The organism is Gordonia sp. WA4-43, from assembly GCF_020520305.1.
Taxonomy (GTDB): domain Bacteria; phylum Actinomycetota; class Actinomycetes; order Mycobacteriales; family Mycobacteriaceae; genus Gordonia; species Gordonia hongkongensis.
This window is the reverse complement of the sequence record NZ_CP084736.1, coordinates 4,344,341-4,357,650: the sequence shown is the minus strand read 5'-3', so window position 1 is coordinate 4,357,650 and position 13,310 is coordinate 4,344,341. Positions and strand designations below refer to the sequence as shown.

Sequence of the window (13,310 nt, the reverse complement as noted above, 5' to 3'; positions counted from 1 at the left end):
CACCGTCGACGGACTTCGACGCACGGTAAACAACCCACTGTGACAACTAGATTCGGCCACCGCACCGTGTCGCCCCGGTCCTACAGCGAGTCCACCTCACTCATCGGGTCGATGAGGACCTTGGCGTGGTGTTCGGCGCCGCCGAGGGCATCGAATGCCGCTCCCACGCCGTCGAGGCCGACCGTCGCGGTGATCAGCGGTGCGACGTCGACCTTGCCGTCGGCCATCATGTGCAGCGTGTCGTGGAACTCGGCGGGGTCGTAGGCGAACACGAACCGCAACTCGTGTTCCTTGTTGAGCGCCATCGCCGGGCGGAAGGTGTCGGGCTCCATGCACACCCCGACCACGACGATCCGCGACCGGAACGGCGCCTCGGTCACGACGTGCTCGATCATCCCGGGCGTCCCCACACATTCGAAGACGACAGGGCCCTTCGGCGTGGCACCCAGCCGGTCGGCCATGCGGAAGACCGAGGACCATGGCGCCAGCGGAATCCGCCGCAGGGTCCGCATGGCATCGAACGCCGCGCCCAGCAGATCCTGGGCGCGAGTGATGTACTTGCCGACCTCGGCACATCGCTCGAACGGCGACGACACCGTCGGGTCGACGACGATGTCGGCCCCCACGCGATGAGCCAGCACCCGGCGGCCGGGTGACGGGTCGCTCGCGATGACCGTGCGAACTCCGTCGGCCTTCAGCATCGTGATGACGGCCAGCCCGATCGGGCCGCAACCCACGACGACCGCGACATCCCGGCGTCCCACCTCCCCGCGTCGGACCGCGTGATGGGCGACGGCCATCGGCTCGGTCAGCGCAGCATGCTCGGCGGGCAGGTTCTCCGGGATCTCGAAGGTCATGTCCTCCGACACCAGGACGAACTGGGCGTACCCGCCGGGCGCGGACTCCGACAGTCCGGTCAGGTGGGCGTCGGCGCCGTGCCGGATCATCGGGACCGACACCACCGGGGTCCCGGGAGCCCAGCGTTTACGGCAACCGGGCCCGTAGGAGACCACCTCGCCGGCGAACTCGTGTCCCATGACCACCGACTGCCCGGACCGCATGAATGCGTCGTAGCCGACCTCGGCGGACACCTGCGCCGTGGCATCGGCATGGACCCGGGCGTGCAGGTCCGAACCGCAGATGCCCGCGCGGAGAACGCGGAGCAGTACCTGACCCTTGCCGGGCTCCGGGGTGGGGATCTCCTCGACCGTCAACTCACCCTGCCGGCACACGACTGCACGCATGCTCCATGAGTATCAGCTGACGGACCGGAACGGGCGTCGAACGCGCGCCACGCCCCCGCGCGACACCGCGCTCAGCCGAAGTAGACGCTTCCGCGCCGGCTCAGCATACGGAAGAGGGTCTGCTGGATCTCTTCGCGCACGTGGTCGGTGAGATCGAAGACCACCATCGGGTCGTCGGCGGACGCCTCGTCGTAGGAGCCGGTCTCGATGGGCCGGCCGAAATGAATGTGCCACTTCGACGGCAACGGCACCATGCCCAGCGGCCCGAGCCACGGGAACAGCGGGGTCACCGGGAAATACGGCAGACCGAGGATCTTGGCGAGCGGCTTGAGGTCGGCGAGCATCGGGTAGATCTCCTCGGAGCCGACGATCGACACCGGGATGATCGGCGCGGCGTTGCGCAGCGCGGTCGTCACGAACCCGCCGCGGCCGAACCGCTGGAGCTTGTAGCGGTCCTTGTACAGCTTGCCGATGCCCTTGTACCCCTCGGGCCAGACCGCGGTCAGCTCACCCGCGCGCAGCAGACGGTCGGCGTCGGAGTTGCACGCCAGCGTCGCACCGATCCGCCGCGCGACCTCACTGACGCCTGGCGTGTCGAAGGCCATGTCGGCGGCCAGGACCCGCAGGTACCGGCCCTCAGGGTGGTTGTCGCGCACGGCCAGCGAGGTGATCACGGCGTCGACCGGGATCGTGCCCGCGTGGTTGGCGACCAGGAGCGCCCCACCCTCGCGCGGCAGGTTCTCTACACCGGTGACCTCGACGCGGAACCACTTCTCGTAGACCTGCCGGATCGCCGGGAACCACACCGATTCGGTGAAGTGGGGATCGAATCCGAACTCGTCGACCTCGTACTCCCCCGCCATCCGTTCCCGGATGAACCCGGCGGTCGAGGTGAGGGTGTCTGCGACCGCGCCGCGCAGACCGCCCAGGCTGAACAGCGGACTCGATTTCGACGGACCGCGATGTTCGACGCCCAGCACCTCGTCGGGAAGGGTGATCTCGTCGCTGATCGGGGTCACCTGCGCGGGCGCGCGTCCGAACCCATCGGTGTTGGGGTGTCCGAGCGTCGATCCCCGTTGCGCCGCGGCGCTTTTCGATCGTTCACGACCGACCTGCTGACTCGGATGGCGTCGGCGACCCGACTCCCGGACACCCCGGGCATCGGGACCCGTCGGCGATGTGTAGAGCTGAATGACTTTCGCGGTACGTGCATCTGTCGCTCCGCCACCTGCCAAAGTGCTCACCCCTAGCTGAGTCCTGGGTTCGAAATCCGGGCCGGGTCTGGGCTCGGGTTGCTGCCGGCACTCGGACCGCCGGGGCGAACGAGTCGCGGCGTAGGAGCGCTGGGCGCGATGTGGGTCTGGCGTCCAAGTCTAGAGGTTGCACCCACGTTGCGCATGCTCACGGCGACTTCGCCGCCATCATGACCCTGAATTTCACTGCAACTGGTGGGCGGCCGACACGACCCGTCGCTCGAACGATCTCCACGAATCGGACCCGATCACCGGCGTCACCCCGCTGCGTTCGATGAAGTCGTCCAACGTCTCCAGCGTCGTGTACCGCGGGACGAAGCCGAGTTCGGTCCGCATGCGGGTCGTGTCGAGCACCCGGCCGTAGGTGAGGAACTCCGTCTGCGACGACCGCAGCTTCGCCGACCGCAGGTCCTGGAACACCCCCGCGATCGGCGCCAGCAGACTGCTCGGAACAGGCAGTTCGATGTGCCCGACGCGTCGGATCGCCTGCGTGAGCGTCACCACGCCCTCGCCCGAGATGTTGTAGGTGCCGACCTTCCCGGCGAGGGTGACGTGCTCCATCGCCGCAAGCGCATCCTCCTCGTGCAGGAACTGCAGGCGCGGCTGGAATCCGATCACCGTCGGCACGACCGGCAGGGAGAGGTACGAACTCATCCGGGTGGTGATGCGCGGACCCAACATGGCCTGCGGGCGGACGATGGTGATGTCGATGTCCTGACGCCGCCGACCGAGGCCGCGGACGTAACCCTCGACGTCGAGTAGATCTCGACCGTATCCCCGCTTCGGCTCCCGGGGAGCGCGCGTCTCCTCGGCGAAGTGCGACGGGTCGCGGCTGCCCGCGCCGTACACCATGGCGGTGGAACGCAGCACGAGACGCTTCACCGATGGTGTGCGCTGGCAGGCCGCGCACACCTGCATCGCCCCGACGAGGTTGAACTCCTTGATCGCAGCGGAGTGCGGGGCGGTGTCGGCGATCGACGTCGCGGCGTGGACGACCGTGTCCACGTCATAGGCGGCGAGCGCCTTCGCGATCGTGGGACGCCGGATGTCCACCCGGAGGAACTCCGCTCGCCCCATCCGGCGGAGGAGATCCTTGCGCGGCACCCGCGAGTCCACGGCGAGCACCTTCTCGATGTCCGGATTGGCCGCGAGACGGGCCACCAGGTAGCCGCCGAGGAAGGTCGACGCCCCGGTGACCAGGACCACCCTGGGCGGTGCGGAGGTGGATTCGGCCATGCCCCGAGGCTATCGCCAGTCGGGCGTTCCGGCGCACCGAGGAGGCCCGGGACGACAAAAGGACCCGCCGTAGCGGGTCCTGATGCCGAAGAAAAGCCTATTTACCGAGTTTGCGACGCTGCACCCGGGTCCGACGCAGCAACTTGCGGTGCTTCTTCTTCGACATGCGCTTGCGGCGCTTCTTGATCACTGAACCCATCGGGGCGCTTCCTCACGATTGACACTGATGTACTTGTTCGGCCCTGGTCAGCACTTCAGCCGGGTACGGCGCCGGGAGCGAAGCGACGAGCGGCGGTGCGTCACGTAGGGCTCACCGGCGCATCCAGGTACGCGACCACCGAGCCTACCGGGCGGCACGCCGGATCGGGAAATCGCGATGGCCGACGAGCGGCGGCCGGAGACGCCCACACGCAAAAGGCCCCGTGACCGGCGTGGGCCGGTCACGGAGACCTTTCGAAGAAACCGCTGTTCAGGCGTGGTGCGAAAGCCGGATCAGCCGGCGTCGAAGTACGACGTCTCCAGGTAGTCGTGGACCGCTTTCGCGTGCACACGGAACGAGCGTCCGACCCGAACCGCGGGCAGTTCGCCGTTGTGGACGAGACGGTAGACGGTCATCTTCGAAACGCGCATCAACGATGCAACCTCGGCGACGGTGAGGAACTGCGACGCCGAAGCCGCGTTGCTCACTGCGCCTGTCCTGTCACCAGGAGTGTCTGCAGGTGCCATGAATCACTCATACCTCCGGTGCACGCGTCGCGGCCGCAGGCTTCCCCTCCTGCGGACATCAGACACGCACGTGCTTAAAGAAGCTTAGCGTGGCAGATGTGAAAAAAGCGACGTGAGAGACCGGTATTTCTGAGATTCCTGTGACTCGACCCCAACATGCTGGGGTTTGTCGGCCGTTCGACCACAATTCATGGGGTGTCCGTGACGGCGTGTCCCTGCGCCAAACCCTCGACTTCCACTCGACGTCCGCCGCGGGCGCTGGCGGCCGCGCAGGCACGAGTCGCCTGGTAGACCGCGTGCCGCAGACCGTTGGCCTCGAACTCCCGGATCGCCTCGGCGGTGGTGCCGCCGGGCGAGGTGACGGCCGCACGCAGGTCGACCGCGGACAGCCCCGAGTCGCTCAGCAGGATGCCCGCGCCGCGAATGGTCTGCACCGCCATCTCCGAGGCCTGGGCACGGGTGAGCCCCAGGCCGACGCCGGCGTCGATCATCGCCTCGGCGAGCAGGAAGACGTAGGCCGGACCAGAACCGGACACCGCGGTGACCGCGTCCATCTGCTTCTCCGGCACAACCGTCACCCGGCCGACCGTCTGCAGGATCTTGACCACCGCCTGCAGCTGTTCGTCGCCGACGTACCGGCCGGCCGAGACCGCCGACATCGCCTCGTTGACGAGCATCGGGGTGTTGGGCATGACCCGGATGACGGGCGACCCGGCCTGCAGCGCGCTCTCGTAGCGCGACAGGGGCAGGCCGGCCACCAGGGTCACGGTCACTCGCTCGGATTCCGCGTTGTCCTCCGCCGAGGCGAGGATGCGCAGGATCGAGTCGACGTCGTCGGGCTTGATCGCCAGGAACACATACTGCGCCGACTCGGCCGCGCTCTTGACGTCGGTGACCAGCACGCCGTACTCCTCGGCGATCTCGGCGGCGCGGCTCTCCACCCGCTCGGCGACGACGAGGTCCTTGGTGGGGGTGCCTGCACCGATCAGACCGGCGAGCAGTGCCTCACCGATCTTGCCTCCGCCGATGATGGCGATGCGTTCGGACACGGATGTCTACCTTCCTGCGGGGATGAGGGCGAGCTGACGGGACTGTGCGACGACGGTCCCGGTCGAGTCCACCACGAGGTGGTCCTCCTCGAACATTCCGGGGCCGACCTCGGAACTCGTCGCGGCGAAACGCAGCCAGCCGGGCGCGGGATGGCGCCGGACGTAGGTGGTCAGCTGCACCGTGGGCGCCCATCCGAACAGCGCCAGGTTCATGACGACCGGGGGCGAGATGTCACCGACCAGGACCGTGAAGTACTCGTCGGGTTCGACGCCCTTCGGCCGGATCCACCCGCGGACGAGCGGCTCGCCGGTCTCGCCGCGGACGACGGGGAACGTCTCCGAGTCGAGGACCAGGTCGATGGCGGCGCCGAGGTGGTTGACCTCGGCGATGGGCGAACCGTCGAGCGGGATGCCGGTCGACGACGGTTCCACGGGCACGGAGTCGAGGACCGTGGGGCCGGAGTGGTGCGGCCGGCCGCTGTCGGGACGGGCCATCGTCACCGACGAGGACACCACGGTCCGACCGAGTTGCACGGCGTCGACCGACAGGACCGTGACGGTGCGCCCGCGCTTGCGCACACTGATCACCAGGTCGACGTCCGCGGCATCGGGAGCGGTGAGGTAGTCGCTGGAGATCGCCACCGGGATCATCGCGGCCGCCGACTCGGCGAGCCGGTCGCCGTCCGGCGTGAGCGCGGTCAGCGCGGTCCGGGCCGCCTTCGCGACCACCATCTGCAGCGTGCCGCCGTGCACCTTGGGGCCGATCGTGAACGTCTCGTCGATGTGCGCCCGCAGGGTGATCGAGTCCGGACCGCCACGGTCGACCTCGGTCAGCTCCTGCACCTGGGTGATCTTGCTGGTCATCGTCCCGCCTTCGTCGAGGAGACCCGTCCCCCGACGAATCAGCTGCTCAACTGGCCGGTGGGCTCGGGGTGCAGCTCCCGTTTGAGATGCCGCCGCGCAAAATCTAGCGAACGGGCCAGCAGCGCGCTGCGCTCGGGTTTGGTGCGCGCGCTCCCCGTGGTGACCTCGAGCACAACCGCCCCGGCGAAGTCGCTCGCCGCGATGCGCCGGCACACCTCGGCGCAAGGCTGCGCCCCGTCACCGGGGATCAGGTGCTCGTCGGTGGCGGCACCGTTGCCGTCGGCGAGATGCAGGTGGTTGAGGCGCGAGCCCATCCGGTCGAGAAGAGCGAGGGCGTCGACGCCGGCGGTCGCGGTGTGCGAGAGATCGAGCGTGTAGTGCGCGTAGCCGTCATCGGTCGGATCGATCGACTTGCCGAACGCCGATGCCGCCAGACCGGGACCACCGCCGCGCTTGCTGAGTCGCCGGACCGAGGGCTCCCCTGCGCCGAACAGCCGGTCGGCGCGCATGGGGAACATGTTCTCCACGGCGACCGCGACCCCGCTGTCCGCCTCGAGTTCGTCGACGAGATCGTCGAAGGCGGCGACGTAGCCACGCTGCCACCGGAACGGCGGATGCACGACGACGGTCGACGCACCGAGATCCTCGGCCGCCTCCACCGCACGGGCCAGCTTCACGACCGGGTCGCGTCCCCACACCCGCTGGGTGATGAGCAGACACGGGGCGTGGATCGACAGCACCGGAACCTGGTAGTGGTCCGACAGGTACTCGACCCGCCGGATGTCCTGGCTCAGAGCGTCACCCCACACCATCAACTCGACGCCGTCGAAGCCCAGTTCGGCGGCGTAGGCGAAGGCCGCCTCGGTGTTCTGGGGATAGACCGACGCCGTCGACAGACCGATCGGGATCTCGGCGGACGGACGCGGGAGGTCGGGTCTCATCCGGTCCGCCCGCTTCGCTCCGCTCCCGACGGGTTCATCGGTTCACACCGGCTCACGCGGCCAACAACACCAGCGGCCCGATGGTGACCAGCAGACCCACGCCGAGCGCGAGCAGCGTCGTCGGCAGGTCCTTGGTGCGCCGGACCACATGCGACAGCGTCACGATGCCGAAGATCACCAGGACCGCGAGCACCAGCGCGAAGTACGGATTCCATCGCCACAGTTCGGTGAAACCCCAGAACAGGCCGACGCCGACCGCGAGGCCGACGATCGCCTGTCCGAACAACACCAGCCAGGCCTTCACCGGCGACTCCTCGGCGTCGTCGGTCGCCCGACCGTCCGGTGCCGGTGTGTCGACGGTGCCGGTCCGCTCGGCGGACTCCGCGTCCGCGGCCGAATGCACGACGTCCTGGCCGGCGTGCTCCGCCGTGGCGGCTGCCGAGTCGGGATCGGCGTCGTCATCGGAGGTCTCGTCGATGTCCGTGGTGTCGTTCAGGGCATCGAACTCTGCCGGGCCCTCGGGCTCGGCGGGCCCCTCCGGCTCGCGCTCCTTCACCAGGTCGACCCGGTCCTCGTCGCCCTCGGAAGTGGACTCGATCGGTTCGATGGCCTCGGTCGGGTGGTCGTCGGTGGGGCGGTCGGCGGTCTGGAGACTCTCGGTCTCGTCCGAGCCGGTCCACCGACCGTCGGCGTCATGGGTCTCGGGGTGCGCCGCGGCGATCGCCGCCGTCCTCCCACCCGCGGTCGCGGCGGCGGCCGCGGTGGCTGCCCAGTCGTGCGTCGACTCGTCGCCGTCGGTGTGTGCGTCCGGGTGGTCGTCGGTGTGGCGATCGGGGTCGTTCCGGTCCCGGTTCTTGCCGCCGAAGAGCTTTCGCGCGAACCCGACGACACCCGACGGCCCCGTCTTCTTCGACGCCCCGATCTTGCGGGCCGGGCCCCCGGACCGGCCCTTGCCCCCCGGCCCGTCGTTCCCACTCTCCACGTCGGCGAAGTTGCGATAGGCGTCGAAGTCCATGACCTCGGAGAACCCGCCGTCGCCGCGCTCGCGGGGGCCGTCGGTTCCCGCATCGACCTCGGTCAGGTCGTAGGTGACCACGTCGTCGGAGTCGACGACCGAAAGATCCGACCCGTTCTCACCCACCACCGGGATGATGCCGGTGACGGCGTTCGCCGACTCCTGGTCGACGGGAGCGGAATCTCGCGGCGGCGTCTGCCCGAGGCGACGTGCCACCGCCTCGGAACTGAAGTCGCGCGTCGACATCGGCGGGACGGCTCCCTGGCCGTAACCGGGCATCCCGCTGGCGGTGCGGTTACCCGGCCGTGCCTGGTCTTGCTGGTCGGCGCGCGGCCGGTCGACGACGGGCTGATCGTCGGCCGGGCGGCGCGGGACCGGGTTCGTCGAACGCGGGAACGGCGCGGCGGCCGCGGCCGGACGGTTCCGCGGGGTCGTGTCCCGCTCCGGGGCACCGTTCTCCGCAGCAGTCTTCTCCGGAGCTGTCTTCTCTGGAGCTGCCTTCTCTGGAGCTGCCTTCTCCGGGGCCGCCGTCTCCGCAGGCGCGGTGCTCGCTGGCGGGGCAGCCGGCTCGGGCCGGGCAGCCGGCTCGGGCCGGGCCGCGGGCGCCGCGGAACCCTCTCCCGCGTCGGCGACCTTCGGGATCTCGCCGGTCAGCTCGGACACCGAGAACGATCCGTCCCGGCCGGCGCGTCGGCGGCCGCGGCCGTCACGGGTACGTGCCGGCGAGTCCCCCTGGGACCCCTGCGAGCGGGCGAGAAGTTCCGACACCGAGATGGGTCGGGATTCGGGCTCCGAATCCTTCGGCATGTAGTGGCTCTCCGTCCTCGTTCTCGAACGTTTGGGTCCGGCTCTACCAGGGTGTCAGCCGACGCCCTCGCGAACGCCCTGCACCGGTGTCGGCTCCAGCGCGTCGGCCTGCTCCGCGTCGAGTCGGCGCAGGATCACACCTTCCCGGAGTGCCCACGGACAGATTTCCAGTGTATCGACTTGCAGCGCGCGCATCGCCGCCTCGGCGACCAGCGCCCCGGCGACCAGCTGGCCCGCCCGGTCCGAGCTGACGCCCTCGAGTTCGGCGCGATCGGCCTTGGTCATGCGGGAGATGAAGGAGATGAGCTGACGAAGCCCGCTCGTCGTCAGTTCACGGCGCACCCGCGGTCCGGCGCTCGACGGCGCCGCGCCCGTCAGCCGGGCCAGGCTCCGGAAGGTCTTCGACGTCCCGACGCACAGATCCGGCGCACCGGGTGCGAGCAGCTGGGCCGCCGGAGCGCGGAGCTCGGCGTCGAGCCAGTCGCGCAGCACGCCGACCCGCCGCCGGTCCGGCGGATCGTCGGGCAGCCACTCGCGGGTGAGTCGTCCGGCCCCCAGCGGCAGTGACAGCGCGACGTCGGGTTCCTCGTCGACGCCGTTGGACATCTCCAGGGAGCCGCCGCCGATGTCGAGAGCGAGGATGCGGCCGGCGCTCCAGCCACGCCAGCGGCGCACCGCCAGCGACGTCAACCTGGCCTCGTCGCGTCCCGACAGGACGAGCACGCGCACCCCGGTCCGCTGCTCGATCTCGTCGAGCAGGTCGTCGGAGTTCGTCGCATCGCGCACGGCCGACGTCGCGAACGCCATCATCTGTTCACAACCGGACGTCCGGGCGATATGGGTGAACTCGTCGATCGACTCGATGAGCTTGGCGACGGCGCGATCACTCATCCGGCCGTCGGCGTCAATCTGTTCGGCCAGGCGCAGGACCGCTTTGGTCGAACTCATCGGGGTGGGGTGACCGCCACGATGGGCGTCGACCACCAGGAGGTGGACTGTGTTGCTGCCCACGTCGAGGACTCCTAAGCGCACGGGTCAACGGTAGTGCAGCCGCCCGCACCGCCCGATCCCGGCTACCGTGTAAAGGTGACCGCCATTTCGCCGTCCGCGCCTCGCATCGATCCCGCGCCGGAGGTCGAACTCGACTTTCCGCGCGAATGGTACGAATTCGCCGATCCCGCCGACCCCGAGCACGTCATCCGGGCCGATCTCACCTGGCTGCTCTCGCACTGGACATGTGTGTTCGGCACACCCGCATGTCAGGGCATCCTCCCCGGCCGGGAGACCGACGGGTGCTGCAGTCACGGCGCGTATCTGTCCGACAAGGACGATCGCAAGACCCTCGCCCGCGGCGTCGCGATGCTGACGCCCGAGGACTGGCAGTTCTACAAGAAGGGCTCCGGCAAGGACCCGGTCGGCCCGAAGGGGTACCTCGAGGAGAGCGACCTCGACGACGAGCCCGCCTTGAAGACGCGACTCCACAAGGGCGCGTGCATCTTTCTGAACCGACCCGGTTTCTCCGGCGGCGTCGGATGCGCGCTGCACTCGATGGCGCTGCGCAAGGGACTCGAACCGCTCACGGTCAAACCCGACGTGTGCTGGCAGCTGCCCATCCGTCGTGAGCAGGACTGGATCGAACGCCCCGACGGCACCCAGGTGCTCCAGACGACGATCACCGAATTCGACCGGCGTGGCTGGGGCGAGGGTGGCCACGATCTGAAGTGGTACTGCTCGGGTTCCCCCGACGTCCACATCGGGGCCAAGCAGGTGTGGGAGTCGTACGCACCCGAGCTCACCGCGCTGCTCGGCGAGGCCGCCTATGCAGCGCTGGCAGCGGCCTGCCGGCGCCGGAACGGGCTGGGGCTCATCGCGATCCACCCGGCGACGCAGGCCGCGACCGAGCGCCGCGAGACCGACGTCAAATACGAGCTGCAGCCCCCGGAGTAGCCCCCCGGGGCGCCGCGGCCCGGCCGGCTCACGCCTCGAGCTTGTACCCGAGGCCGCGGACGGTGATGAGGTGCTTCGGATTCGCCGGGTCGGGCTCGATCTTCGAGCGCAGGCGCTTGACGTGTACGTCGAGTGTCTTGGTGTCGCCGACGTAGTCGACGCCCCACACCCGGTCGATGAGCTGACCCCGGGTCAGGACGCGGCCGGAGTTGCGCAACAGATACTCGAGGAGGTCGAACTCCTTGAGCGGCAGGGTGATCGACGTTCCGTTGACCGACACGGTGTGTCGCTCGACGTCCATCCGGACCGGCCCGGCCTCCAGGATCCCGATCTCCAGACCGTCGTCGGGCACCTCCCCGCCGCGTCGCAGCACCGCGCGGATGCGGGCGATCAGCTCGCGCGCCGAATACGGCTTCGTCACATAGTCATCCGCGCCGAGTTCGAGGCCGACGACCTTGTCGATCTCACTGTCGCGCGCGGTCACCATGATCACCGGGACGTTCGACCGGGTGCGCAGGGCCTTGCAGATCTCGGTTCCGGACATCCCGGGCAGCATGAGGTCGAGGAGGACGATGTCGGGGCTGACGCGATCGAAGGTCGGCAACGCCTGGGCGCCATCGGTGATGACGCTGGCCTCGAAGCCCTCTTTGCGCAGCAGGAAGGCCAGCGGATCCGCCAGCGATTCCTCGTCCTCGACGATCAGAACGTGGGTCAACTCTTGTTTCCTTCGGTGGGTCGGGCAGATGGGTCGTCACCCTCCGCGGAGGGAAGTGCGCGGGGCGGCGCATCGGGATCCGACAGCGCCTGCTGGGCGGCCGGCGGCCAGCCGGCGTCGGACAGGTCCTCCGGGATGCACAGCGTGAAGGTCGAGCCGGTGCCGGGTTTGCTCCACAGGTTGATGGTCCCGCCGTGATTGGCGGCCACGTGCTTGACGATGGCCAGTCCGAGTCCGGTGCCGCCGGTCATCCGGGACCGGGCCTTGTCGACCCGGAAGAACCGCTCGAAGACCCGCTGCTGATCCTCCGGCTCGATCCCGATCCCCCGGTCGGTCACCGCGATGGCGACCATCGGCCGCCCGTCGATCTTGATCACGCGGCGGCTGATCGAGACCACGGTGTCCGACGCCGAGTACGAGATGGCGTTCGAGATGAGGTTGTTCAGTGCGGTGAGCAGCAGCGGACGGTCGCCGCGGATGATGACGCCGATCGGACCGTCGGCGCGCAGTTCGATGGCCGCCGCCTCGGCGGCGAGCGTCGCCGCGGCCAGCGCGTCGTCGATGAGCGAGTCGACGTCGATGCAGGTGAACTCCGGTGTGACGCCGTCCTGGAGTCGGGACAACGCCAGCAACTCGCTCACCATGTTGCCCATGCGCTTGGTCTCGCCGACGACGCGGCGACCGAAGTGCTGCACCGAATCGGTGTCGTCGGCCGACTCGAGCAACGCCTCGGCGAGCAGCCCGATCGCGCCGACGGGGGTCTTGAGTTCGTGCGAGACGTTGGCGACGAAGTCGCGCCGGGTGGCCTCCACGCGTTTGTGTTCGGTGTCGTCGAGTCCGTACGCGACGACATAGCGTTCCTCGCCCTGCGCGACGATCCGCGCGTGACAGCGCACGTGCTCGACACTGGGCCGGGGCGTCCGGCCGGTAGAGACGAAACCGAGACTCGACATCGGCGGGCTGAACTCGAAGCGCCGTTCGACGCCGGTGTCGAGCACTTCCTTCACGGCCTCCCACACCGGGTCGGCCAGCAGCATCTCGCGTACGAGCCCGAGTTCGACGGCCCGCTGGTTGTACAGCACGACGTCGCGGAACTCGTCGACCACGGCGATGGCGGTCTCGGTGTTACGCACGACCATGCTCAACAGACCGGCCTTGGTCATGCGGCCGTCGTCGGTGGTCGCCTGCACGTCGGAGTCACGGACCTCGGCCGAGGCCGGCACCTCACGGGGACCGAGGGTCGCCTCGGGAACGAATTCGGCGGCGGTGGATGCGGAACGACGCGGGATGCGATCGAGGAACGCGAACCCTCGGGACCGGTCCCGGTCCCGGGTGCGTCGACCGATCACGACACCGAGGCAGAGCGCGAGTACGAACGCGATCGTCGCGGCGAAGATTGCGGCGGTCACAGGGGCAGCTTACGGCTCGACCAACACCGAACGCACATCTGACGAAGGTGTTCGACAGTTGTTCACGCGGAGTTGGCCGGAGTCCCTGCCGACGCGGCGGCGCG

The 13,310-nt window shown here is 69.1% G+C and carries 14 protein-coding genes; 2 read left to right on the top strand and 12 right to left on the bottom strand.

Going from position 1 to position 13,310, the window contains the following annotated elements; all coding sequences use genetic code 11:
- Positions 1 to 80: 80 nt before the first annotated feature.
- The 9 genes from LEL84_RS19790 to LEL84_RS19750 form a co-directional block, all read right to left on the bottom strand.
- A complete protein-coding gene (locus LEL84_RS19790; protein ID WP_226512565.1) occupies positions 81 to 1,244 on the bottom strand; it encodes a zinc-binding dehydrogenase in 1,164 nt (387 codons plus the stop codon).
- A gap of 71 nt (positions 1,245 to 1,315) precedes the next feature.
- Complete coding sequence (locus LEL84_RS19785) at positions 1,316 to 2,488, bottom strand: lysophospholipid acyltransferase family protein (RefSeq protein WP_189340042.1); 1,173 nt, start codon at positions 2,486 to 2,488, stop codon at positions 1,316 to 1,318.
- Positions 2,489 to 2,680: 192 nt separating this feature from the next.
- Positions 2,681 to 3,733, bottom strand: a complete 1,053-nt coding sequence (locus tag LEL84_RS19780) for an NAD-dependent epimerase/dehydratase family protein (protein ID WP_065629199.1) — start codon at positions 3,731 to 3,733, stop codon at positions 2,681 to 2,683.
- A gap of 97 nt (positions 3,734 to 3,830) precedes the next feature.
- Positions 3,831 to 3,932 carry a 30S ribosomal protein bS22 gene (locus LEL84_RS19775; RefSeq protein ID WP_003402602.1) on the bottom strand — a complete coding sequence of 34 codons (102 nt, stop codon included), beginning with the start codon at positions 3,930 to 3,932 and terminating at the stop codon, positions 3,831 to 3,833.
- Positions 3,933 to 4,225: 293 nt separating this feature from the next.
- A complete protein-coding gene (locus tag LEL84_RS19770) occupies positions 4,226 to 4,459 on the bottom strand; it encodes a helix-turn-helix domain-containing protein (RefSeq protein ID WP_004019963.1) in 234 nt (77 codons plus the stop codon).
- A gap of 188 nt (positions 4,460 to 4,647) precedes the next feature.
- Positions 4,648 to 5,508: a pyrroline-5-carboxylate reductase gene (gene proC / locus LEL84_RS19765; RefSeq protein ID WP_065629198.1), complete on the bottom strand. Its 861-nt coding sequence runs from the start codon at positions 5,506 to 5,508 to the stop codon at positions 4,648 to 4,650.
- A 6-nt stretch (positions 5,509 to 5,514) separates the two neighbouring features.
- Positions 5,515 to 6,372: a thioesterase family protein gene (locus LEL84_RS19760; protein ID WP_058252638.1), complete on the bottom strand. Its 858-nt coding sequence runs from the start codon at positions 6,370 to 6,372 to the stop codon at positions 5,515 to 5,517.
- A gap of 38 nt (positions 6,373 to 6,410) precedes the next feature.
- On the bottom strand, positions 6,411 to 7,313 hold the full coding sequence (locus LEL84_RS19755; protein ID WP_058252637.1) for a sugar phosphate isomerase/epimerase family protein: 903 nt from the start codon (positions 7,311 to 7,313) through the stop codon (positions 6,411 to 6,413).
- 52 nt (positions 7,314 to 7,365) lie between these two features.
- The gene (locus LEL84_RS19750) at positions 7,366 to 8,574 is read right to left on the bottom strand and encodes a hypothetical protein (RefSeq protein WP_226512564.1); all 1,209 of its coding nucleotides are present in this window, start codon (positions 8,572 to 8,574) and stop codon (positions 7,366 to 7,368) included.
- A gap of 187 nt (positions 8,575 to 8,761) precedes the next feature.
- Here LEL84_RS19750 and LEL84_RS24940 point away from each other — a divergent pair, with 187 nt between their 5' ends.
- Complete coding sequence (locus LEL84_RS24940) at positions 8,762 to 9,139, top strand: pentapeptide repeat-containing protein (RefSeq protein WP_226512563.1); 378 nt, start codon at positions 8,762 to 8,764, stop codon at positions 9,137 to 9,139.
- Between the two features lie 50 nt (positions 9,140 to 9,189).
- On the opposite strand, the gene LEL84_RS19740 is transcribed toward LEL84_RS24940, so the two are convergent.
- Positions 9,190 to 10,167 carry a Ppx/GppA phosphatase family protein gene (locus tag LEL84_RS19740; protein WP_171011611.1) on the bottom strand — a complete coding sequence of 326 codons (978 nt, stop codon included), beginning with the start codon at positions 10,165 to 10,167 and terminating at the stop codon, positions 9,190 to 9,192.
- A gap of 54 nt (positions 10,168 to 10,221) precedes the next feature.
- Between LEL84_RS19740 and LEL84_RS19735 the strand changes: the two genes are divergently transcribed.
- Positions 10,222 to 11,082 (top strand): hypothetical protein, encoded by an 861-nt coding sequence (locus tag LEL84_RS19735; RefSeq protein ID WP_058252634.1) that lies wholly within the window; start codon positions 10,222 to 10,224, stop codon positions 11,080 to 11,082.
- A 28-nt stretch (positions 11,083 to 11,110) separates the two neighbouring features.
- On the opposite strand, the gene LEL84_RS19730 is transcribed toward LEL84_RS19735, so the two are convergent.
- A complete protein-coding gene (locus LEL84_RS19730) occupies positions 11,111 to 11,797 on the bottom strand; it encodes a response regulator transcription factor (protein ID WP_058252633.1) in 687 nt (228 codons plus the stop codon).
- Positions 11,794 to 13,206 (bottom strand): sensor histidine kinase, encoded by a 1,413-nt coding sequence (locus LEL84_RS19725; RefSeq protein ID WP_058252632.1) that lies wholly within the window; start codon positions 13,204 to 13,206, stop codon positions 11,794 to 11,796. Before LEL84_RS19725 ends, LEL84_RS19730 begins: the two co-directional genes overlap by 4 nt.
- Positions 13,207 to 13,310: the final 104 nt, after the last annotated feature.